Below are 23,856 nucleotides of genomic sequence, written 5' to 3'. Positions count from 1 at the left end.
TGCCCTTAATTTAAGGATTTATTTAGCATAAAAAAAATAATAATTTAAATATGTATTAAAGATGCTATATTATAGGTTGTTTTTATTCTAAAAATATTAATTATTACGAATTTACATTTTTTTATTATTTAGTAATTTTAAAATTTTATTTCCTCGAGCTTTACAAGCTTTACTTTCATGAATTATTTTTGTAGTAATTAAATGTTTTAATTCGGTATGTACCCAATCTTTTTCTAATCCGAATAAAAATAAAAAAGTCATACTGTAAGCACGTACTGCTATTTTCTGATCAGTAATTAACCAATCAAAACCTGTTTCAATAATTGCATCAATATTTTTTGATGTTAATGTATCTTTTGTTTTATTTTTTGATGTTGAGGTATACGTAATTGCTAAATTTTCACAAATTTTAGCACAAGGTCTAATAGCGCTATCAAAATGTACTGTTGAAATTTTTTCTGTAAAAATATCTATATAAGGTAATATAAAATCAATATTATGTTGTGTGCAAATCCATTCCAAAACCCATGCTGCTTTAATTGATAGTTTATTATCTATATCAAAAGTTAAATCAACTAAATTTTTTATTAATTTTGGATGTGCTAATACAATATTTGAAGCGTTATTTCTGTTTACTTTTGTAGGCGTTTCCATATTGTGTAAAAGAGTAACTAAAAAATCAATACTCATATTGGTACGGTTTGTGTATTTTTGAATTCAGTAAGTTATTAAATCAACAAAAAAAGAATTATCAATGTTAAATATAAAAAGGATATTTTCAATAACAGTTTTATTATCCATTTTTTTTATGAGTTCTATAGAAGCTCAGGAATTAAATAAAATAGATGCGAATGGAAACAGAATTGGCGCTTGGAAAAAGTTATATGCTAACGGAAAAACACGTTATACAGGTCAGTTTGAAAATGGAAAAGAAGTAGGAGTTTTTAAGTTTTATTCTATTACATCATCAGGAACACCAATAAGTACAAAAACATATGTAAACGGAACTGCTTCGGTAAAGTTTTATAATGAATTTGGTAAGCTAAAAAGCGAAGGTAAAATGATTGGTAAAAAGCGTAGCGGAAAATGGGTATATTATTTTCCAAACGGAAAACCTGTTTCTGAAGAAAATTATAAAGATGGAAATTTAGACGGAGTTCTTAAAGATTATTATCCTAACGGAAATATTACACAAGAAGTTGTTTATTCGAGAGGAAAGAAAAATGGACTTTCTAAAACCTTTACCGATTCGGCTATTTTAATTGAAGAAGTTTTTTATGTAAACGGAAAATTAGATGGAAAAGCGAATTATTACGATTTAAAAGGAGCTCTTAAAGAAGAAGGAATGTATAAAAATGGAAAAAGAGTAGGGAAGTGGGATTTTTATATGGATGGAGAAAAAGTAGACAAGAAAAAGAAAAAAAAGATATCTGATTTTGAAGAATAAATAATACTTAATAAGTATCATTTTAATTGATGATGCTATTGAAATTATCCATTTTAAAAACAGAAACTTATTCGTAAATTTGTAGCTTACAAAAGTAAAAAATGAAAAGAGTAGTAGTAGGACTTTCGGGAGGTGTAGATAGTAGTGTAACCGCTTATTTATTAAAAGAGCAAGGATATGAAGTTATCGGCTTATTTATGAAAAATTGGCATGATGATTCTGTAACAATTTCAGATGATTGTCCGTGGTTAGAAGATAGCAACGATGCAATGATTGTTGCTGATAAATTAGGGATTCCTTTTCAAACGGTTGATTTAAGCGATCAATACAAAGAACGTATTGTTGATTATATGTTTAATGAATACGAAAAAGGACGCACGCCAAATCCTGATATTTTATGTAATAGAGAAATTAAATTTGATGTTTTTATGGACATCGCTTTAAGTTTGGGTGCAGATTATGTTGCAACTGGGCATTATTGCCGAAAATCAGAAGAAGTAATTGATGATAAATCGGTTTATAAATTATTAGCAGGAAAAGATTTAAATAAAGATCAATCTTATTTTTTATGTCAATTATCTCAAAAACAGCTTGAAAAAGCAATGTTTCCAATTGGCGAATTAACAAAGCCAGAAGTAAGAGAAATTGCAAAAAAAGCAGATTTAATTACTGCGGATAAAAAAGATTCTCAAGGATTGTGTTTTATCGGAAAAGTTCGTTTACCTGATTTCTTACAGCAAAAACTACAACCAAAAGATGGTATTATTGTTCAAGTACCAACAAGTTTTAATCAGTATAACCGTACAGTTCCAGAGTTTGAAAATAAAGAAGCTGAATTAGCATATTTCGCAACAAAATTTTCTTACAAAAAAGAAAGCGGGAAAACAGTTGGGAAGCATCAAGGTGCGCACTATTTTACCAAAGGACAACGTAAAGGTTTAAATGTTGGTGGAACTAAAGAAGCTTTATATGTTATTGAAACCGATGTAAACGAAAACATAATTTATACAGGTGAAGGTAAAACTCATCAGGGTTTATATAGAAATGTATTGTTTGTCTCTAATGAAGAATTACATTCAGTTCGTGAAGATTTGGCTTTAAAATCAGGTGAAACTATGGAAGTAGAAGCAAGAATACGTTACCGTCAGAAATTAGAAAAAGCAACCTTACATAAAGTTGATAACGGTTTATATGTTGAGTTTGAAAATCCACAATCTGCAATTCAAGAAGGACAATTTGTAGCTTGGTATATTAACGAAGAATTATTAGGTTCGGGAGTAATTTCTTAAAACTTAAAAAACAACTTTGAAAAATAAAATAACACAACTTTTTAATATAAAATATCCGATTATTCAAGGTGGAATGGTGTGGGTTTCTGGTTGGAAATTAGCTTCGGCAGTTTCTAATGCAGGCGGTTTGGGCTTAATCGGTGCAGGTTCTATGTATCCTGATATTTTGCGTGAGCATATTCAAAAATGCAAAAAAGCTACCGATAAACCTTTTGGTGTAAATGTGCCAATGTTATATCCTGATGTTGAAAAAATAATGGATATTATCATCGAAGAAGGTGTTAAAATTGTTTTTACATCCGCAGGAAATCCAAAAACTTGGACAACCTTCTTAAAAGAAAAAGGAATTACAGTAGTACACGTAGTAAGCTCTGTAAAGTTTGCCTTAAAATCAGAAGCGGCAGGAGTAGATGCAGTTGTTTGTGAGGGTTTTGAAGCAGGCGGACATAACGGACGAGAAGAAACTACAACGCTTACTTTAATTCCGATGGTTAAAGAAAAAGTTAATATTCCTGTAATTTCGGCAGGTGGAATAGGTTCAGGAAAAGCCATGTTAGCAACCATGATTTTAGGAGCTGATGGAGTTCAAATAGGAAGTCGTTTTGCGGCAACTTTAGAGTCGTCTGCACATGCTAATTTCAAACAAACTATAATTAATGTTAAAGATGGCGACACACATTTAACACTAAAAGAATTAGCGCCTGTTCGTTTGGTTAAAAATAAGTTTTATAATGATGTCCAAGATTTGTATAAACAAAATCCGACCATTGAAGAAATCAAAGAATTATTAGGAAGAGCAAGAGCAAAAAAAGGAATGTTTGAAGGTGATTTAAACGAAGGAGAACTTGAAATTGGTCAAGTAGCAGGATTAATTCATCAAATTAAATCAGCCAAAGAAGTTTTAGAAGAAATTATTACAGAATTTGAACATGTTAAAAAATCGGTACAATTGTTATAATTTTTTTTGAAGCAATTTGCCGCTTTCCGCACTCGCTTTTTTTGTTTGAAAAAAACAAAAAAGAGCTCAAACAAATGCTTCAATCGGGGCTAGAAATTTGAGTTTTATTTTTAACTTTTTTGTAAGCTATTTTAATTAAGTTAAAAAATATCAGTAAATAAAAAAGGAAGCTATTTAAAGCTTCCTTTTTTTGTGTAAAATAATATTTAAAAATATGTTTTAATAATTTACATAATCTACAATTTCTAAACCGTAACCAATCATACCAACACGTTTTTTAGTTTTTGGTTGACTATTAGAAACTAAACGTAATTTACTAATATGTAGGTCGTGTAATATTTGCGCACCAATACCGAAATCTCTATTGTCCATTATAACTTTCGGAGCTTTCATTTCTCCATTAGCTTGATTTTCTTTTAATCCTCTTAATCTATTTAATAAGTTTAAAGATTGACTTTGTTGATTGATAAAAAGAATTGCTCCTTTACCTTCATCATTCATTACTTTAAACATTTTATCTAGTTTTTTATCAGCATTACTAGTTAATGTTCCAAGAATATCATTATTAATTAATGTAGAATTTATTCTTGTTAAAACAGGATCTTTTTTAGTCCAAGTACCTTTTGTTAAGGCAATATGAATTTGTTTATTTGTAGTTTGTTCATAGGCTCTTAAACGAAATTCACCAAAACGAGTTTGAATATTAAAATCTTCTTTCTTTTCAATTAAAGAATCATGTTCCATTCTGTAAGCAACTAAATCTTCAATAGAAACAATTTTTAAATCGAATTTTTTAGCAACTTTTACAAGTTGAGGTAAACGAGCCATTGTACCGTCATCATTCATTATTTCAACAATAACTCCTGCTGGTTCTAATCCTGCTAAACGAGCAAAATCAATGGCAGCTTCAGTATGCCCAGTTCTTCTTAATACGCCTCCATTTTTTGCTCTTAAAGGAAAAATATGTCCAGGACGAGCAAGGTCATTAGGTTTTGTATCAGAATCAATTAAAGCCTTTATTGTAATAGCTCTATCAGAAGCAGAAATACCAGTGGTAACACCTTTACCACGTAAATCTACAGAAACCGTAAAACCAGTTTCCATAGGGTCGGTATTGTTGTTAACCATCATGTTTAACTCTAATTCTTTACAACGGTCTTCGGTAAGTGGCGTACAAATTAAGCCTCTACCATGAGTTGCCATAAAGTTGACCATTTCAGGAGTTACTTTTTCTGCAGCAGCTAAAAAATCACCTTCATTTTCACGGTCTTCATCATCTACTACAATTATAACCTTTCCGTTTTTAATATCTTGTATAGCTTCTTCAATAGTATTTAATTGAACTTTAGCGGATGTTTGTGTTGTCATTAATTATGTTGTTTTCTCTTTTTTAGAGAATAGATTTTTAAATAAGTTACTAAGCAAATTAAGAAAACTTTTAAAATCAAATAAACCTTTATCTTTACTTGCTCTTATGGTTAAGATAAGAGCCAAAGGTAACATTAAAAATAGACTTAGCCAAGAACCTGTTATAGCTGTTAATGAGCTTTCTTCAGCTAAATTTTTTCCAAAAGTGTTTGTGAAAAAATAAAGTACGTATATGGCAATTGCTAAAATCATAGGCAATCCCATTCCACCTTTTCTAATTATTGATCCTAAGGGAGCGCCTATAAAGAACAATAATAAACAAGAAAGTGAAAAGGCAACCCTATTATAAAACTCAATATCATATAAGTTAAGTGCTTTTCTTTTATTTTTTAGTGTTTGCTTATTAGACTTGTTATTATTTAGTTTTCTGCCAATTTTAGAATTGGCATTGTTTAATATACTTTTCTTTTCTGTAATATTAAAGTTATCAAGAATATTTATTTCTAGTTTTTTATTAATTAATGAGTCTGGATATGCGTGTAAATCTTTAGTATTAATACTTGCTAATAAGTTTTTAGCACGACTAGCAATAAAAGCATCATAACTTTTTTTAATAGTAGGTATGGTGTCTTTTAATTGAGAAAGGCTTAACATATTATGTTGCCTAGTATATTTTTCGGTTTCCATATCATTTTTATTAAAAGATGATATATCAATATTTATAGTGTATTGATCAAAAGAAGCATACGAGGCAGGCATTTTTTGTCGTTCTTTAAGCGATGCTCCATTATTTATATGATGCTCAAAATATTGTCCATCTTCTAAAATTAAGGTCATGTATCGACTTCCTTCTTCAGAAATAATTTCACCTTTTTTAGCTGTTATAATTTTATTATTACCTTTTTTAGAAGATAAATCATAAATCATAACTTGTTTTAGAAGGTTGTCTTTTTCACCGTATTTTTCGTCAAATTTAATTTGAAAATTAGGTAGTTCAGTGTTGAAGCTACCAGCTACTAAAGCTATTGCTGGTTGTTTCTTTTTGATGTTAACCCTCATGTTTAGCTGTTTTAGCATAGCATACGGATACACATTGTTTAAAAAAACAAAGTTTAACCCACTTAAAAATATAGTTAAAAAAATTAAAGGACGTACCATTCTAGGTAATGATATACCAGCAGATTTTGTTGCTGCAAACTCGTAATTTTCAGATAAACTACCTAAAGTCATTATTGAAGAAAGTAGTACTCCAATAGGTAGTGCTTGTGGTGTAACAAGTAGCGTAGTGTACCATAGGAATTTTAAAATAATTCCGAAGCTAATTCCTTTACCTGCAAAACTTTCAAAAGCAAGCCACAAAGTTTGCATTACTAAAACAAACAGTATAATTAAAAATGTTGCTAAAAAAGGCTTTATAAAGCTTTTTAAAATGTATTTATCTAATGTTTTCACAGAAGCAAAGGTAATGGTTAGGTATATAAAAAAATAAAATTTGAGCATGATTTTTAAAGTCATACTCAAATTTTATTTTTAAGTGTTTTTAGTCGATAAAATAACCTTGTTTTAAATATTTTTCTTTATCGAATGAAAATAAATTTGTTGAAATAGGTTGATTACTTTTAAACTTAGTTATTGTAAAAGTTGTTTCTGCTCCGTTAGAACCTATTTGAACTAATTTATAAATATGTTTTGTTTTAGCATCAATACCTAATTGTACTTTAATAATATCTGATTTACTATCAATAGGTGTTAAATCGATAAACTGAACTTTACGACCATTATTGTTTTTTAATTTTCCTATTGAAAAATTATAACCTTCTTTGTAAAAAGTTAATAATTTAGAAGGATAAATAAATCCATCTTCTTCATCTAAATCATTATCTGAAACAGTAACTTCTTTTTCTTCTTTATTTATAACGGCTAATTTTTTACCATCAAAAACAAAATTATTACCTAAATAATTTAAATTATATTTTTCGCCTGAAAGTGTAATTTCACCTCGTATAGGAGGGTCGTTAATAATACCAGCTTCTTTATTAATTAAAGAAGAATTAAAGTCGATAACCATATTTGTGTAGGCTCCCATTTTTGTAGAAACTTCATCTAATAGGTTTTTAGCTTCAGAAGAAGTATTTTGAGCTATAGTATTTAAACTAATAAATAATCCGATACATAATAATGTTAATTTTCTCATATTATATTTTGACTTCTGTTTTTTAGAATTTTAGAGTTATTTTTTTTCGTTTTCTAATAGTTGTTCAAGTGCCATAAAATCAGGAACTAAAACTTGTCTTGCTTTACTACCTTCAAAAGGACCTACAATACCAGCAGCTTCTAATTGGTCAATAATTCTACCAGCTCTATTGTAACCTAATTTTAATTTACGTTGTAATAAAGATGCTGACCCTTGTTGTGCTGTGATTATAACTTCTGCAGCTGTTTTAAACAATTTATCTCTGTCTTCAATGTTAGCATCAAGATTTGTGCCACTTTCTTCTCCAACATATTCAGGTAGTAAATAAGCACTCGGATATGCACGTTGAGAGCCAATAAAATCCGTTATTTTTTCAACTTCGGGTGTATCTACAAAAGCACATTGAATACGAATTAAATCATTTCCTCCAGAATAAAGCATATCACCACGACCAATTAATTGATCAGCACCTGGTGCATCTAAAATAGTTCTTGAATCAATTTTAGAAGTTACTCTAAAAGCTATTCTTGCAGGGAAATTGGCTTTAATAATACCTGTAATTACGTTTACAGATGGACGTTGTGTAGCTACAATTAAATGAATACCAATAGCACGAGCCAACTGAGCTAAACGAGCAATAGGTGTTTCTACTTCTTTACCAGCAGTCATAATTAAATCGGCAAACTCATCAATAACTAAAACGATATATGGCAAGAATTTATGTCCATTTTCAGGATTTAATTTTCTCGCTTTAAATTTAACATTATACTCTTTAATATTTCTAACCATTGCATTTTTCAGCAAGTCGTAGCGAGCATCCATTTCCATACAAAGTGAATTTAATGTATGTACAACTTTGGTAGTATCGGTAATAATAGCTTCTTCAACATCGGGTAATTTTGCTAAATAATGACGTTCAATTTTATTGAATAAAGTTAGTTCTACTTTCTTCGGATCTACTAATACGAATTTAACTTCGGCGGGATGTTTTTTATATAATAAAGATGTTAGAACAGCGTTTAATCCTACTGATTTTCCTTGTCCTGTAGCACCAGCCATTAATAAGTGAGGCATTTTAGCTAAATCAACAACTAATGTTTCATTTGAAATTGTTTTACCTAAAGCAATTGGTAATTCCATTTCACTGTCTTGAAATTTCTGAGAAGAAATAACAGAATGCATAGAAACAATCGTTGATTTTTTATTAGGAACTTCAATACCAATAGTTCCTTTTCCTGGAATTGGTGCAATAATACGGATTCCTAAAGCAGAAAGAGATAAGGCAATATCATCTTCTAAATTTTTAATTTTTGAAATTCGAACCCCTGCATTAGGTACAATCTCATATAGAGTAATAGTTGGTCCAACGGTGGCTTTAATTTCAGAAATACCAATTTTATAGTTTTGAAGTGTAGTTACAATTCTATTTTTATTAGCTTCAAGTTCTTCAGGATCTATCGAAATAACTTCGTTATATTCTTTTAATAAATCAAAGGTTGGGAATTTGAAATGTCCTAAATCTAAGGTAGGGTCAAATTCTCCAAAATCTTTTAATAATGCATCAGATAAATTCTCTGTAACACTTTTTTCTTCTGTGTTTTTTTCAACAGCAACTTCAATTTCTTCTTCAGGAATTTCTTCTGAAACATCTTCTGAAGGTTCTTCAATTTTAAATTCTTTTACGATAGGTTTTTCTTCTATTATTGGCTTTTTTATTGGTGCTTTATCTATAACAGGTTCTTCTATTTTAACCTCTTTTATAATAGGTTTTTCTTCTATTTCAGTTTCTTTTATAGAAGATTCATTTATAACTGGTTCATCTATTATAAGTTCTTTTACTACAGGTTTTTCTTCTATTGGGTTTTCGTTTATAATATTTTTACCTATTAACTCTTCGTTTATTAATGCTTTATTTATTGAAGGTCTATCTATTAAAGCATCGTTTATTAAGGCTTCATTTATAGCTGCACGATTTATTAAATCTTCATTTATTAAAATTTCATTCATTGAAGATTCTTCCATTGAAGCATCGTTTATGGCAGTGTTTACATCAATGTATTCTGTTGGTATAGGTTGTATGTTTTCAATAGGTTCTTCAATATTAGATTTTGTATTTTCGTGTACTTTTTCAACTATTTTTTGTTGTGTTATATCTTTAGGTTTTATTCTGTTTTCTGAATTTTCAGTAGCAATAACCTCTTTTCTAATTTCATTTTTCTTTATTTCTTCTTTAGATTGATTTTCTTTAGCTGTTTTTATTTTTTCATTTATTTTTTCAGGAGTAATGCTAAATCGGATAATTAAATAACCTATCAAGAAGAACAGTAATAAGATAATTACACCTGTTTTACCTAAAAAAGTTTGAAGATATTCATTTAATTCAAAACCAATAATTCCTGATAAAACAGCATTTTCTTTTTGAAAAAAACCTAACAAAGTAGAAAACCAAAGCATAGATAATAGCCCCCAATTCCATGATGTAATTATTTTTCTTAAATTGGTTTGTAGTAAAATTCTAGCACCTGTAAAAAAGAGTGCAACAGGTATTACAAATGCACCTAAACCAAAACCTCTGTAAACAAAAAAGTTACTTAGCCTAGCTCCACTTTTACCAAGTAGGTTTTGAGTTTGGATTGATTTATCTGAAAATTGTGATAAAGCACTTTGATCTTCTTGCCAAGAGAAGAAAAAAGAAATAAAAGCAACAGTTAAAAATATTGAAAAAAGGACTAAAAAAGCTCCTAGAATAGTTAGATTATGTTTTTTTGAAAAAAAAGAAGCAAACTTTATAAACGAATCGTTTTTAAGTTGTTTCTTTAGATTTGGTATCTTTCTTTTTGCCATGTACGTATGTTAGAAATAAATTGAATGCTACAATATAGCTATTATTTTAGGAAGGTAAATTATGCCAGCAATAATCAATGATGTTAACGCAGCAAAAGCAGGTGCACCAGCAGCAACATCTTTTATAAAACCTATTTTTTCATGATAATTAGGATGTACAAAATCAGCAACTTTTTCAATAGCAGTATTTAACGCCTCTGCAACTAAAACAATACCGATAACCAAACATTGAATCATCCATTCGGTTATCGATATGTTAAAATAGAAACCCAAACAAGTAGCTATAAATCCAAAAAAAAGTTGTGCTTTAATACTATCTTCCGTAGTACTTAGCAAGTATATTCCTTTTAAAGCAAAGGTAAAACTACGCAACCGTCCTTTGATAAAACCATCGTTCAGATTTTTCATTATTATAAAGCTTTTAAAGCAGCTTCGTAATTTGGTTCGTCAGCAATTTCGCTTACTTGTTCAGTATAGCTAATGTTTCCTTCTTCGTTAATAATAACGATAGCACGAGAATGTAAACCTGCTAAAGGACCATTTTTAACTTCTAAACCGTAGTCTTTTCCAAAGTTTCCAGTTGAAAAATCAGATAACATAATTACATTTTCAATTCCTTCAGCTCCACAAAAACGACCTTGTGCAAAAGGTAAATCTCTAGAGATACATAAAACTTTTGTATTCTCTAAATCAGCTGCTTTTTTGTTGAATTCTCTTACTGAAGTAGCACAAGTACCTGTGTCAACACTTGGGAAAATATTTAAAATTAATCTGCTTCCTGAAAAATCAGCTAATTTTTTAATTGATAAATCTGTTCCTGCTAAAGCGAATTCTGTTGCTTTAGTACCAATTTCTGGTAAATTTGCTATTGTGTCAATTGCGTTTCCTTGTAGTGTTATTGAAGCCATTTTTCTGTTTGTTTTTATAAAAATCAAAGGTAATTAAATTAATTAAAAAATGAAGAAGATAAAGACCTAGCGTATTAAAAAAGTTATCTTCGCATTTTGAAATAACATAAGGTTTGAATTTAAAACAATACACTTCAGAATTTAAATATAACTGGAAGCTTGCAGCGCCAGTAATGCTAGGAATGTTGGGGCATACGTTTGTCAGTTTTGTTGATAACATAATGGTAGGGCAATTAGGAACTGCTGAATTAGCAGCAGTTTCTTTAGGAAATAGTTTTATGTTTATAGCTATGTCTTTAGGGATCGGGTTTTCAACAGCAATTACACCTTTAATAGCAGAAGCAGATTCTTCTAATAATTTTAAACAAGCAAAATCTACTTTCAAACACGGTTTATTTTTATGTACCGTGATTGGAATTTTAATGTTTTTATTAGTTTTCTTTTCAAAACCATTAATGTATTTAATGAAACAACCGACTGAGGTTGTTAAGTTGGCAATTCCATATTTAGATTTAGTTGCTTTTTCATTAATACCGATGATTGTTTTTCAGGCATTTAAACAATTTAGTGATGGTTTGTCAATGACACGTTATCCAATGTATGCTACTATTTTAGCGAATGTTTTAAATGTAATTTTAAATTATTTGTTCATTTTTGGTAAATTTGGTTTTCCAGAAATGGGAATTGTAGGTGCAGCATACGGAACATTATTTTCTCGATTTGTAATGGTTTTTCACCTTTGGTGGATGTTGACTCAAAAAGAACGTTCAAAAGAACTTGTAACAAACATTAAAATATTTGTACTTGATAAATTAATGCTTCGAAAAATAATTAATTTAGGTGCACCAAGTGCAATGCAAATGTTTTTTGAAGTAGGTATTTTTACATCAGCTGTTTGGTTAAGCGGGTTATTAGGAAGAAATGCACAAGCAGCAAATCAAATTGCTTTAAATTTATCTTCTATGACATTTATGGTTGCCATGGGATTAAGCGTTGCATCTATGATTCGAGTAGGAAATCAAAAAGGATTAAAAAAGTTTGTAGACCTGCGAAGAATTGCTTTTTCTATCTTTTTATTAGGGATTATTTTAGCAATGGTATTTGGTACGCTTTTTTATCTATTTCATAAATCGTTACCAAATTTATATATAGATTTAAATGATGCTGAAAATTATACAGATAATATGGAAGTTATGAAAATTGCTGCAAATTTATTACTTGCTGCCGCAGTTTTTCAAATATCAGATAGTATACAAGTTGTTGTTTTAGGTGCTTTAAGAGGTTTACAAGATGTTAAAATTCCAACAATAATTACTTTTATATCTTATTGGATGGTTGGTTTTCCAATCAGTTATTTTTTAGGAACAGAACAAACCTATGGAAGTTTTGGTATTTGGTTAGGATTGTTAGCAGGCTTAACTACGGCATCTATCTTATTATTTATTCGATTTAATAGATTAACATTAAAATTAATTAAAGAAAATCCCGAAATTATCGGGAACAAATAAAATATTAATACTACCTTTTTTATGGAATTACCTAAATTTTTATTAGCAGATAATAGCAATCACCCAGAAGATGTTTTCGTATTACATACGGAGTATCCACGTTTTTTAATCAATTTAAAAGATGATGAAGTAGAGTGGTTTGAAGATTTATCAGGAGAAATGGAAGAAGATATAACAACAGAACTCGCTGATTTAATGGATAAAGCAGGAGAGTTTTATGATAAAGAAATGGAAGGATTAGAGTAATTTTATTTCTTTTTAAATTAAAAAAAGCACTAAGATATTTTAGTGCTTTTTTTCTTCAGATAAAATTTTAAAAAATAATTAATATTGTTTTAAAACTTTAAATTCATCATAAGTTAATAACCAAGTATTATTTGTTTTTTCCCATTTTTCTTGATATATTTTACCTTCTCCAATATTCATACTCCATTGTGATGATAAAAAGGCAGTATTATCTGTCGTTACTTTAAACGTAGGGTTGTGATATGTTAAATTTGTAGCTCCATCTTTAATTAATTTTTCCCAAAAACCTTGAATACCTTTTTTTCCATTAATAGAAGCAAATGGTATAGCGTTTAAATATGCATCTTTAGAATATCCATTAGCACAAATAGTTCCTTTTTGAGTGTTAAAGCCATTAGTCCATTCGATAGAAGCCTTAATTACATCTTCTAAAATTAGATGACTCGCAACAGGATTTGTTGTGTTTTCTTTAGGTGATTTAAACTGCTCTAGTACTTTAAAATCATCGTAAGTTAATATCCATTTTCCTGATTTTTTCTCCCATTTTTCTTGAAAAATAATACCATTTCCAATATTCATACTCCAATTTGCAGCTAAAAAGGCAGTTTTTTCGTCAACAATTTCAACACTTACGTTTGTATAAATTAAATTTGTAGCACCTGATTTTGCAAAAGGTATCCAAAATTCTGAAATTTCTGTAATTCCTTTTTTTATTCCAAAAGGTGCTACCTTCATTATTGCTTTTTCATCGTATCCTTTTACACAAGCTTCGGTATTTCCATTATTAAAATTAGCAATCCAATTTTTACTTGCTTCTAATACTTCTAAAGCTATTTTATGATGCGCAGTAGGTGTATGTTCTGTAAATGATTGTTTTATTTTAATTTCTTGTTTTTCAGTTTTTTGTTTACAAGAACTGAATCCTATTATTAATATTGTTACTACAATAATTGCCTTTATATTTTTCATTATATTTCAAATTTAATTTGATACAAAGAAAAGGCGATTAAATAAAAATAACCTGTGACTTTTGTCACAAGGCTAAATTATATCATAAAATTATGATTTCTTTTTGACCTAGATGAAGTCTATTGTTTTTTTCAAGCGTCTTTAATAATCGAGATATTACTTCCCTAGTTGTACCTAATTCTCTTGCTAGTTCTTGATGTGATTTTCTAATAACAGTATTTTCAGCTTTAGAAACAAGGTAATCAAACAATCTATCTTTAAGCGGTTGAAAAGCTAAATTAGAATATTGATTGATAAGATGATTATAGCTGTATCTAAATGTATTTGTGGTAAAAACATTCCAAGATTTATACTTGAAATTCCAATCTTTAACAAAACGAACAGGTATATTTAAAATAGTACAATCTTCTTCGATAATGGCGTTTACAGTACTTTTACAATCTTCAAAACAAGCAGATAACGATAAAGTACAAGTTTCCATATCGTTTAAATAATAAATAAGAATTTCTCGTTCTTCATTTTCTTGAAAGACTCTTACTTTTCCTTTTAAGACGATTTTTAATACTTTTATATATTGATTTTTTTTAATAATAAAATCGCCTTTTTTATGTGTTGTTATAGTCGATTTTTCCTGAAGTTCCTCTAGAAGTTCTTGCTCTGTAATCCGAAGATGTTTTATGAAATTATGTAGCATATATTTTTTAGGGAACTATTTTCGTTAAACCGTTAAAATGTTTGTGCGTTCTTCATCATGGAACGATGCAAAACCAAAATGACACGGTGATTTTTTTGGCAGATTTTTAAACTCTTCTTGCTGAACAATAAGCTTAACGATTTCTTTAATGATATAATAAAACGCTAAAATTATCTGCTCATAATCATCACCAATTTGTTCTAAACTTTTATCAATATCTTCATCAAAATACGTTTTAAAAAAAGCATCATTATCGATTGCTGAATTATTCATAATACAACCATTGTTAAAGGCTGTTTCAAAATTATTATTAGCCATAAAATCAACTTCAATATCATTGTCGTATTCATTCCAGCAAATATCAATTACACCAATTGTATTAATATTATTCCTTTGAAGTTCTTCTAAAGTTACTTTTTCAAAAAAATCAGTAAGATTTGTCAAACATTTATTGGCTTCTTTTTCCCAATCAATTTTATTTAAAATTAATTTATTACTTTCTTTTTCAAGATATTTTATAACATTTTCTGTGATGTTTTTGTAAAATGTATCGGTAAGTAGTTTTTTCATATTTAATATTCTTTAGTCACTTTTTTTGATTTAACTAAACGTTTTAAACAAATGTAATTCCATAAAAATAATACTACGGCTACTGGTATTGAGAATATAATAGCAGCTATAAAAATAAATGTAGCTCCTTTTAATATTGATGAAATGATAGTATCTGTTGATAATTTTAATGATATAGCTAGACATATACAGCTAAACAATAAATTGATTAAATACATACAAATACAAACTAAACTTATTTTTAGTTTAGTTTGTAATATAGTTTTTTGAAATACTTGAATATAACCATACGAATGAATGAGTATAGCAAAAAGAGTAATTATTAGATGATAAATAAATGAAAGTTTACCTAAATAAATTAATATTGATATATTTCCTATAACTATATTTAAAAATAGATAGTTAATATATAACGTTAAATTATTTTTTAGCACGTTCAACCAATTCTAATTGTTCTAATTTTGCTTTGGTGGTAAAAAAACCATAATTGATAAAAACCGTTCTTTTTTCAATTTTATCGATAGTTCCTACAGAATTTCCATCAATTAAACGGACACGATCATTTATTTTGTATACATAAGCGGCTTTTTCGAGTGCTATTTTTTTAGCTTCTTCTTTTTTCTCTTCTCTAATTTTTATAACTTTTTGAAGCACTTCTTTTTCTGTTTTTTTGATGGCTTCTTTTTGTTTTTGATTTGTAATTAAATCTTGTCTTTTTTCAACTTTAGATAGCTTTTTAAGTGGTGCTTTTTTGATACGTTTTGTGTTTTCAATAGCAACCCATTTAAAGAATTCGGTTGATAATTCTTTTTTATTATTAGTTTGAAAATACTTGTTTAACAGCTCGTTAGTTTTTCTTCCTAAAGAAAGCATTCGCTGATTATTATCGTATAATTCTTGAAAACCAGAAAGTTTACTTTGTATTTTTTCTTCTTTTTCCTGTAAACTATCAATATGTTCTTGTCCTTTCGATTTTTGTTTTACTAAGCTATCAGAAGTTTTTTGCAAACGATTACGTTCTTTTTGAAGATTAGAAATCGTTTTATCTAAACGGATTTTTTCAGTTTCAACTCTCTTTTTAGCTCTGTTAATAATGTTATAAGGAATTCCATTTTTTTGCGCTACTTCAAAAGTAAAAGAACTACCTGCTTGCCCTATAAATAATTTATACAACGGTTCTAAAGTACGTTCGTCAAACTGCATATTTGCGTTGGTTACATTATCTAATTCGTTGGCTAAAACCTTTAAATTAGCATAATGTGTGGTGATAATTCCAAAGGCTTTTCGCTCATAAAATTCTTCTAAAAAAATTTCAGCTAAAGCACCACCTAGTTCAGGATCAGAACCTGTTCCAAATTCATCAATTAAAAATAAGGTGTTATCGTTACATTTTCTTAAAAATGAGCGCATATTTTTAAGGCGATAACTATAAGTACTTAATTGATTTTCTATAGATTGATTATCTCCAATATCAGTTAAAATAGTATTGAATAATGTTGTTTCACTACGTTCATGTACAGGAATTAATAAACCACTTTGTAACATTAATTGTAATAAACCGATGGTTTTTAAAGTGATACTTTTTCCACCTGCATTGGGTCCTGAAATAACAATAATTTGTTGTTTTTCGTCTAATCGAATGGTTTGTGGAAAGGTTTCTTTATTTTGATCTTTATTTTTTTTCCATAAAACAGGGTGAAAAGCATCTTTAAAAAACACCTTTTTTTCTTTGCTTATTTTAGGTAATAATCCATTGATACTTTTTGCATATTTTGCTTTTGCAGCTACAGCATCCAAATGTGTTAAAAACACCAAATATTCTTCTAATAAAGGAGTGTAAGGGTGAATTTTACTTGCTAAAGCTCTTAATATTTTAACAACTTCTTGTTTTTCTTCGTAAATTAGGTTTTGTAATTCACGGCTATATGCTAAGGTTGCTTGAGGCGCAATATATACAATTGCTCCAGTTTTTGAAGAACCTAATAAGCTTCCTTTTACTTTACGTCGATGCATTGCACTAACGGCTAAAACACGTTGATTATCAATAACAGTTTCTTTAATATCATCTAAATAACCGCTTGATATATTTCTTGTTAAAGCGTGAGAAAAACTTTCAGATATTTTCCCACGAATGTTATTGATATCTTTTCTGATTTGTTTTAAAACAGGCGATGCATTGTCCGAAACAGTACCGTGAGCAGTAATTATTTCTTTAATACTATCTGAAACAAAAGTGGTAAATTGTATTTTATCACTTAAATTAAAAATTGTTGGGTAGTAGGTTTGAAATTTTTTTAAGAATTTTTTTTGTTCATTAACTGTTTCGGTAACTGTTGCAACTTTTAAAAAAGCTTCTGTTTCTAAAAAACTGTTTTCTATGGCTAACCGCTTTGTTTCTTCGGTGATATCTTCAAAAAAATGATTAGGAAGTCTGTTTTCATTCTCAAAAGAAGAAAGATATTCGTTCACTAAATTTAATTCGAAAAATAATTTTCTTTTATTAGAAATAGGCTGAACTTCCAGCGTTTTTTCCTTTCCTAAATTGGTAATGCAATGCGCTGCAACTTGCTCTAAAACTGTTGTAAATTCTAAATCTTGAAGCGTCTTATCTGAAATGTTGTTAGTCAAAAAAAAAGTTTTTATGTATACAACAAATTTATAAATTCTTTTCGTTTGGTTTTAGAAATGATACTTCTTTTTTTTGAATTTAAAAAAGTGTAAAAGTGTATCTTTGAATTCTGATAAAAAAGACAATATATGATGGAAGAATTAGCGATGAACGATAGTTGGAAAAATATTTTAAAGCCAGAATTAGAAAAAACATATTTTAAAGAATTATCTAATTTTGTTGATAAAGAATTTAATACAAATACTTGTTTTCCTAAAAAAGAAAATATTTTCTCAGCCTTTGATTATTGTTCTTTTGATGATTTAAAGGTCGTTATTATTGGTCAAGATCCGTATCATGGATTGGGACAAGCAAATGGTTTGTCTTTTTCAGTAAATGATGGAATAAAGCATCCGCCATCATTAGTAAATATTTTTAAAGAAGTTGAAACAGATGTAGAAGTTTCATATCCTGTTTCTGGCGATTTATCTCGTTGGGCAAAACAAGGAGTTTTATTATTAAACGCCACTTTAACCGTTAGAGAAGGCGAAGCTGGAAGTCATCAAAAACAAGGCTGGGAACAGTTTACAGATGCTGTTATTCAAAAAATATCCGAAGAAAAAAAGGGTGTTGTATTTTTACTTTGGGGAAAATTTGCCGAAAAAAAAGGAAGTATTATCGATACTAAAAAACATACTATTTTTAAAGCACCGCATCCATCACCATTAGGTGCTTGGCGAGGTTGGTTTGGTAGTAAACACTTTTCAAAAACAAACGAATTTTTGAAAAGTGAAAACTTGAAAATTATCCAATGGTAGCTACCGTTGGTAAAGTTATTTTATTATAATATGGTGAAATAATAGCATCTAAAATATCTTCAGTTATATCAGGGTAGTCAACCTTAATTTCTTGTTTAGTATCTACCCAAGTAATGATTTTTGAAAGTTGTTTTTTGTTAAAAGTTTTTAAAACAGGTATGCCCATTTTTTTTAAAGAAAGTGCATTACATTGTTGTTCATATTGGTTTTTCATAGGAATTACCAATAGTTTTTTTTGAAGGAATAGAGCTTCGGCAGGTGTTTCAAAGCCCGCACCACACATAACTCCTTTACTAGAACTAATACTTTTGATAAAACTATCACCATTTATTGGCTTGATTATAATATTATTTTTTATGATATTTGTTTTAGTGTGTTTTGAGAATACTTCCCACTTAATGTTTTCAATTTTAGATAATATTTTAATTATTTTTTTATCACCATAAGCGGGTAAGTAAACAGTATAATGACCTTTGTTAATAATAGGTGTATTTCTTATCTTTTTACGAATAATTGGCGTCGAAATATCAGAAGAGTAAGCTTTAAAATGAAAACCAAATTTCTTTTTTATTGGGGCGTAGTATCTTAAAATTAAGCGTTCAAAACGAAATGTGCCATGTTTTGGTGCATTTTTGTCTAAAACAGCACTTTGATGACTCAATGATACGATGTTACTTTTTTTTATTTTTGCAGCCCAAGAGGTAACTGGTTCAAAATCATTGATAATTAAATCGTACTCTTCTAAAGGAACTGATTTAATTTCTTTGAATAAATTTTTAAGCTTTGCTTTTTTTATGGTTTGCCAAATATCAATTCCTCCTTTTTTTCCAAAGATAAAACTTAGTCCGTAATATTTATATTTTACATCAAAAGGAAGTGCTAATTCACATTGATATCCACTAATTAAAACATCAACATCTGCTCTTTGTTTTAAGTAAGGTATAATTTCAATAGCTCTACTAGCGTGTCCGTTTCCTGTGCCTTGAAAAGCATATAATATTTTCATAGAGTTTTAGTTTTTAATATTAAATTCGTGTAAAAGATCTTTAAAAAGCTCGCTATTGCTACTTTCTGCAGCTACAAACTCTTCATTGTCTTCGTTTACTTCTCTGTTTATTTTTTTAGCTATTTCATCTTTTTCGTATTCATATAATGACCACGTTTTATTAGTATATTCTAAGGCTGTTAAGTTTTCAACCCAATCACCAGAGTTTAAATAGGTAGTTGATCCGTCTTCATTTTCAATCAATTTCATTTCAGGTTGATGTATATGTCCACATACAACATAATCATAGCCGTTAGAAATAGCAATATCAGAAGCTGTAGTTTCAAAATTATTGATAAATTTTACAGCACCTTTAACACTATTTTTTATCTTTTTAGAGAAAGATAATTTTCCGTAACCTAGTTTTTGACTAAACCAGTTCACAGCAATATTTATCAGAATTAATGTATCGTAACCAATGCTACCAAGTTTAGCTAGCCATTTAGAGTGTTGCATGGTAACATCAAAAACATCACCATGAAAAAACCAGCCTTTTTTGCCGTCTATATTTAGTATTACTTTATTTACAATTTCAAAATTACCAAGACTAAAGCCTTTGAATTTACGAAGCATTTCATCATGATTACCTGTTATGTAGTAAACTTTGGTATCCGAAGTTATATAAGACATCAGTTGCTTTATTATTTTCATATGAGATTTAGGAAAATAACTTTTCTTAAATTGCCAAATGTCAATAATATCACCATTTAAAATTAAAATTTTTGGTTCTACAGATTTTAAATAACTATGAAGTTCTTTAGCTTTACAACCATAAGTACCTAAGTGAACATCAGAAATAACAACAATATCTAATTTTCGTTTCTTATTTTTTTTCATTTTAAAAAGTATACTAATATTGTATTTATACAAATATACTTTTCAAATGTATTTTAAAGTTAATTTAATTGTGAAGTGTTGGTAATCAATTTTTTAAGTAAATGTAAAGTTTGTGTTTTTTTAATGTAAAAAGCTCGGTTTTAACCGAGCTTTTTATAGTGTAAATTGTAATTGAATATTATTTTTGATACACAACCCATTTCCCTGATTCTAATAAAGGAATTGCTTGTTTGTATTTTAATTCTTTTTCTTCGCCAGACATTACATTTTTGATAGTAACTTTTTCGTTACGACCAACCTTTGGTTCTTCACGAACAATAGTTTCAACAACTTGCTGTTCTTGAGTTTGTTGATTACGAGCGCTATTCATTGCTTGTTGAGAAGAATTTTGAACCTCGTCTTTACGAGTATCTAAATGCTGAATTTCTTGGTGTTCAGGAGCTTCAGATACTTGATCAACATCTTGACTAGGTAAATGTCCTTTAAATAAGAAAGATAAAACTTCTTTATTAATTACATCAACAGTAGCTTGAAATAATTCAAAAGCTTCAAATTTATATACTAATAAAGGATCTTTTTGTTCGTAAGTTGCATTTTGAACGGTTTGTTTTAACTCGTCCATTTTACGTAAATGATCTTTCCAGTTTTCATCAATAATAGATAAAGTAATGTTCTTTTCAAAATCGTTTACTAATGATCTTCCTTCAGATTCGTATGCTTCTTTTAAGTTGGTAACAACTTGTAATGTTTTAGCACCATCAGTAAAAGGAACAATTATACGTTCATATCTATCTCCTTCAGTTTCAAAAACATTTTTAATTACAGGGAAAGCAGTATGTGCGTGTCTTTCTGTATCATTTTTATAATGAGCAGAAACAATAACGTATAATTTATCTGTTAATTCTTCTTCTGTGAATTTTTTAAATTCTTCTTCAGAAAAAGGAGAAGTCATTGCTGAAAAACGAATTAATTCAAACTCAAAGTTTTTATAATTATTACTCGCTTTATTTTGCTTTACAATTGAATTACAAGTATCATAAATCATATTTGCAATGTCAATTTGTAAACGCTGACCATCTAATGCATGACGACGACGTTTGTAAATAAACTCACGTTGTGCATTCATAATATCATCATATTCTAATAAACGCTTACGAATACCAAAATTATTTTCTTCAACTTTCTTTTGCGCTCTTTCAATAGATTTTGAAATCATAGAATGCTGAATTACTTCACCTTCTTTTAATCCCATTCTGTCCATCATTTTGGCAATTCTGTCAGAACCAAATAAACGCATTAAGTTGTCATCTAAAGCAACATAAAATTGTGTTGAACCAACATCTCCTTGACGACCCGCACGACCACGTAACTGACGGTCAACACGACGAGAATCATGACGTTCTGTACCTACAATAGCCAAACCACCATTATCTTTTACTTCTTTAGATAATTTAATATCCGTACCACGACCCGCCATGTTTGTAGCAATCGTTACTATTCCTGCCTTACCAGCTTCGGCAACTACATCGGCTTCACGTTTGTGTAATTTTGCGTTTAATATATTATGAGGAATTTTACGCATTTGTAACATTCTTCCTAATAATTCTGATATTTCTACAGATGTTGTTCCAATAAGTACTGGACGACCTGCGTTAGATAATTTTACAACATCTTCAATAACGGCGTTGTATTTTTCACGAGTAGTTTTGTAAACTAAATCTTCTTTATCATCTCTTTGGATAGGTCTGTTTGTTGGAATTTCAACAACATCTAATTTATAAATTTCCCAAAATTCTCCAGATTCTGTAATTGCAGTACCTGTCATCCCAGATAATTTGCGATACATTCTAAAGTAATTCTGTAAAGTAACCGTTGCAAATGTTTGCGTAGCATCTTCAATGTTTACGTTTTCTTTTGCTTCTAGAGCTTGGTGTAACCCATCAGAATAACGACGACCGTCCATAATACGTCCTGTTTGCTCATCAACAATCATCACTTTGTTGTCCATAACCACATATTCAACATCTTTTTCAAAAACAGTATATGCTTTTAAAAGTTGATTCATAGTATGAATACGTTCGCTTTTTACACTAAAATCACGATATAATTCTTCTTTTTTATTTGCTTTATCTTCAACAGAATCTTGGCTATTGTCTATTTGACCAACAATAACACTAATATCAGGTAAAACGAAAAAGGTATTATTTTGTGTTTTTTCTGATAAAAGATTAATTCCTTTATCAGTTAAATCAATTTGATTATTTTTTTCTTCAACAGTAAACCATAATTCGTTATCTACCTCAGGCATTAACTTATTATTGTCTTGCATATAAAAGTTTTCTGTCTTTTGAAGAATTTGTTTAATTCCTTCAGTAGATAAAAACTTAATTAATGCTTTGTTTTTAGGAAGACCTCTGTAAACTCTAAATAATAAGAAACCACCTTCTTTTTCGTCACCAGCTTTTAATAATTTTTTAGCTTCAGCTAAAACTCCTACTAAATATTTATTTTGTAAAGAAACTAAATCAGCAACCAAAGGTTTTAACTCGTTAAACTCATGACGATCTCCTTGTGCTACAGGACCAGAAATAATTAAAGGCGTACGAGCATCATCAATTAAAACAGAATCTACTTCATCAATAATAGCATAGTTAGGTGCTCTTTGAACTAAATCATCTTTTGAAGAAGCCATGTTATCACGTAAATAATCGAAACCAAATTCATTATTCGTTCCGTATGTAATATCTGCATTATAGGCATTTCTACGTTCTTCTGAATTTGGCTGATGAAAATCAACACAATCCGTAGATAATCCGTGGAATTCAAAAATTGGAGCCATCCAAGCTCTATCACGTTTTGCTAAGTAATCATTTACCGTAACAACGTGTACACCGTTACCAGTTAAGGCATTTAAATAAACGGGTAGGGTAGATACTAAAGTTTTACCTTCACCAGTCATCATTTCGGCAATTTTACCTTGATGTAAAACAGAACCACCAATTAATTGTACATCATAATGCACCATGTCCCAAAGAACTTCTTTACCAGCAGCATCCCAAGAACTTGCCCAGTAAGCTTTTTCATCTTCTAAAGTAATATGTGCTCTTGTTGCTGATAATTCTCTATCAAAAGGAGAAGCGGTAACTTCTACGGTATCATTTTCAGTAAAACGTTTTGCAGTTTCTTTAACTAAAGCAAAAGCTTCAGGCATAATTTCTAATAAAACAGCTTCCGATTTTTCGTAAGCTTCGTCTTTTAACTTATCAATTTGAGTATATATTTCTTCTTGACGGTCAATGTCAGCAGTTAAAGCTTCTGTTTCTAAAGTAGCGATTGTATCTGTAAAAGATTTTGTTGCTTCTTTAATTTTTGATTTAAATTCGATAGTCTTTGTTCGCAACCCATCATTGGATAAACTATTGAATGATTTTTCAAAGTATTGTACTTTCTCAACAATTGGTTGTAGAGACTTTAGATCTTTTTGTTGTTTATCACCAACAAAAATTTTTAGAATCGAATTTAAAACGCTCATTTGTAAAATATTGTTTTTATA

General features: G+C 29.1%; 20 protein-coding genes. 6 read left to right on the top strand and 14 right to left on the bottom strand.

Annotation, left to right across the window (positions count from 1 at the left end; translation table 11 throughout):
* Window positions 1–111: 111 nt before the first annotated feature.
* On the bottom strand, window positions 112–690 hold the full coding sequence (locus AB0T67_RS03160; RefSeq protein WP_369219112.1) for an adenylosuccinate lyase: 579 nt from the start codon (window positions 688–690) through the stop codon (window positions 112–114).
* Between the two features lie 118 nt (window positions 691–808).
* Between AB0T67_RS03160 and AB0T67_RS03155 the strand changes: the two genes are divergently transcribed.
* The 3 genes from AB0T67_RS03155 to AB0T67_RS03145 all read left to right on the top strand — a co-directional run bounded on the left by AB0T67_RS03155 (window position 809) and on the right by AB0T67_RS03145 (window position 3,694).
* Window positions 809–1,447 carry a toxin-antitoxin system YwqK family antitoxin gene (locus AB0T67_RS03155; RefSeq protein WP_369219111.1) on the top strand — a complete coding sequence of 213 codons (639 nt, stop codon included), beginning with the start codon at window positions 809–811 and terminating at the stop codon, window positions 1,445–1,447.
* 101 nt (window positions 1,448–1,548) lie between these two features.
* A complete protein-coding gene (gene mnmA / locus AB0T67_RS03150; RefSeq protein WP_369219110.1) occupies window positions 1,549–2,736 on the top strand; it encodes a tRNA 2-thiouridine(34) synthase MnmA in 1,188 nt (395 codons plus the stop codon).
* Window positions 2,737–2,752: 16 nt separating this feature from the next.
* The gene (locus tag AB0T67_RS03145) at window positions 2,753–3,694 is read left to right on the top strand and encodes an NAD(P)H-dependent flavin oxidoreductase (protein ID WP_369219109.1); all 942 of its coding nucleotides are present in this window, start codon (window positions 2,753–2,755) and stop codon (window positions 3,692–3,694) included.
* 219 nt (window positions 3,695–3,913) lie between these two features.
* On the opposite strand, the gene ribB is transcribed toward AB0T67_RS03145, so the two are convergent.
* The 6 genes from ribB to tpx all read right to left on the bottom strand — a co-directional run bounded on the left by ribB (window position 3,914) and on the right by tpx (window position 11,008).
* Window positions 3,914–5,062 carry a 3,4-dihydroxy-2-butanone-4-phosphate synthase gene (gene ribB / locus AB0T67_RS03140; RefSeq protein WP_369219108.1) on the bottom strand — a complete coding sequence of 383 codons (1,149 nt, stop codon included), beginning with the start codon at window positions 5,060–5,062 and terminating at the stop codon, window positions 3,914–3,916.
* 3 nt (window positions 5,063–5,065) lie between these two features.
* On the bottom strand, window positions 5,066–6,514 hold the full coding sequence (locus AB0T67_RS03135) for an LptF/LptG family permease (protein WP_369219107.1): 1,449 nt from the start codon (window positions 6,512–6,514) through the stop codon (window positions 5,066–5,068).
* A gap of 88 nt (window positions 6,515–6,602) precedes the next feature.
* A complete protein-coding gene (locus AB0T67_RS03130; protein ID WP_271231848.1) occupies window positions 6,603–7,256 on the bottom strand; it encodes a LolA family protein in 654 nt (217 codons plus the stop codon).
* A gap of 36 nt (window positions 7,257–7,292) precedes the next feature.
* The gene (locus tag AB0T67_RS03125) at window positions 7,293–10,100 is read right to left on the bottom strand and encodes a DNA translocase FtsK (RefSeq protein WP_369219106.1); all 2,808 of its coding nucleotides are present in this window, start codon (window positions 10,098–10,100) and stop codon (window positions 7,293–7,295) included.
* A gap of 27 nt (window positions 10,101–10,127) precedes the next feature.
* Window positions 10,128–10,508 (bottom strand): diacylglycerol kinase family protein, encoded by a 381-nt coding sequence (locus AB0T67_RS03120; RefSeq protein ID WP_369219105.1) that lies wholly within the window; start codon window positions 10,506–10,508, stop codon window positions 10,128–10,130.
* A 2-nt stretch (window positions 10,509–10,510) separates the two neighbouring features.
* On the bottom strand, window positions 10,511–11,008 hold the full coding sequence (gene tpx, locus AB0T67_RS03115; RefSeq protein WP_271231849.1) for a thiol peroxidase: 498 nt from the start codon (window positions 11,006–11,008) through the stop codon (window positions 10,511–10,513).
* A gap of 113 nt (window positions 11,009–11,121) precedes the next feature.
* Between tpx and AB0T67_RS03110 the strand changes: the two genes are divergently transcribed.
* The gene (locus AB0T67_RS03110) at window positions 11,122–12,516 is read left to right on the top strand and encodes an MATE family efflux transporter (protein WP_369219104.1); all 1,395 of its coding nucleotides are present in this window, start codon (window positions 11,122–11,124) and stop codon (window positions 12,514–12,516) included.
* 21 nt (window positions 12,517–12,537) lie between these two features.
* Entirely contained in the window at window positions 12,538–12,762 is a 225-nt protein-coding gene (locus AB0T67_RS03105) for a hypothetical protein (protein WP_058885356.1), read from the top strand.
* 78 nt (window positions 12,763–12,840) lie between these two features.
* On the opposite strand, the gene AB0T67_RS03100 is transcribed toward AB0T67_RS03105, so the two are convergent.
* The 4 genes from AB0T67_RS03100 to AB0T67_RS03085 all read right to left on the bottom strand — a co-directional run bounded on the left by AB0T67_RS03100 (window position 12,841) and on the right by AB0T67_RS03085 (window position 17,623).
* Window positions 12,841–13,731, bottom strand: a complete 891-nt coding sequence (locus tag AB0T67_RS03100; RefSeq protein ID WP_369219103.1) for a Cif family virulence factor — start codon at window positions 13,729–13,731, stop codon at window positions 12,841–12,843.
* An 82-nt stretch (window positions 13,732–13,813) separates the two neighbouring features.
* Window positions 13,814–14,425: a Crp/Fnr family transcriptional regulator gene (locus AB0T67_RS03095; RefSeq protein ID WP_369219102.1), complete on the bottom strand. Its 612-nt coding sequence runs from the start codon at window positions 14,423–14,425 to the stop codon at window positions 13,814–13,816.
* Between the two features lie 24 nt (window positions 14,426–14,449).
* Entirely contained in the window at window positions 14,450–14,995 is a 546-nt protein-coding gene (locus tag AB0T67_RS03090; protein WP_369219101.1) for a hypothetical protein, read from the bottom strand.
* A gap of 420 nt (window positions 14,996–15,415) precedes the next feature.
* A complete protein-coding gene (locus AB0T67_RS03085; RefSeq protein ID WP_369219100.1) occupies window positions 15,416–17,623 on the bottom strand; it encodes an endonuclease MutS2 in 2,208 nt (735 codons plus the stop codon).
* Between the two features lie 129 nt (window positions 17,624–17,752).
* Between AB0T67_RS03085 and ung the strand changes: the two genes are divergently transcribed.
* Entirely contained in the window at window positions 17,753–18,421 is a 669-nt protein-coding gene (gene ung, locus AB0T67_RS03080; protein ID WP_369219099.1) for a uracil-DNA glycosylase, read from the top strand.
* Here ung and AB0T67_RS03075 read toward each other — a convergent pair.
* The 3 genes from AB0T67_RS03075 to secA all read right to left on the bottom strand — a co-directional run bounded on the left by AB0T67_RS03075 (window position 18,408) and on the right by secA (window position 23,835).
* Complete coding sequence (locus tag AB0T67_RS03075) at window positions 18,408–19,427, bottom strand: glycosyltransferase family protein (protein WP_369219098.1); 1,020 nt, start codon at window positions 19,425–19,427, stop codon at window positions 18,408–18,410. The two genes, ung and AB0T67_RS03075, sit on opposite strands and share 14 nt — an antisense overlap.
* A 6-nt stretch (window positions 19,428–19,433) precedes the next feature.
* Window positions 19,434–20,303: a UDP-2,3-diacylglucosamine diphosphatase gene (locus AB0T67_RS03070; RefSeq protein WP_369219097.1), complete on the bottom strand. Its 870-nt coding sequence runs from the start codon at window positions 20,301–20,303 to the stop codon at window positions 19,434–19,436.
* A gap of 178 nt (window positions 20,304–20,481) precedes the next feature.
* Window positions 20,482–23,835, bottom strand: coding sequence for a preprotein translocase subunit SecA (secA, locus tag AB0T67_RS03065; RefSeq protein WP_369219096.1), 3,354 nt, complete (start codon window positions 23,833–23,835; stop codon window positions 20,482–20,484).
* Window positions 23,836–23,856: the final 21 nt, after the last annotated feature.

It is taken from the genome of Tenacibaculum salmonis (genome assembly GCF_041053065.1).
GTDB classification, from domain to species: Bacteria; Bacteroidota; Bacteroidia; order Flavobacteriales; family Flavobacteriaceae; genus Polaribacter; species Polaribacter pacificus_A.
The sequence above is the reverse complement of the archived record's forward strand: the minus strand, read 5'-3'. Positions and strand labels throughout refer to the sequence as shown.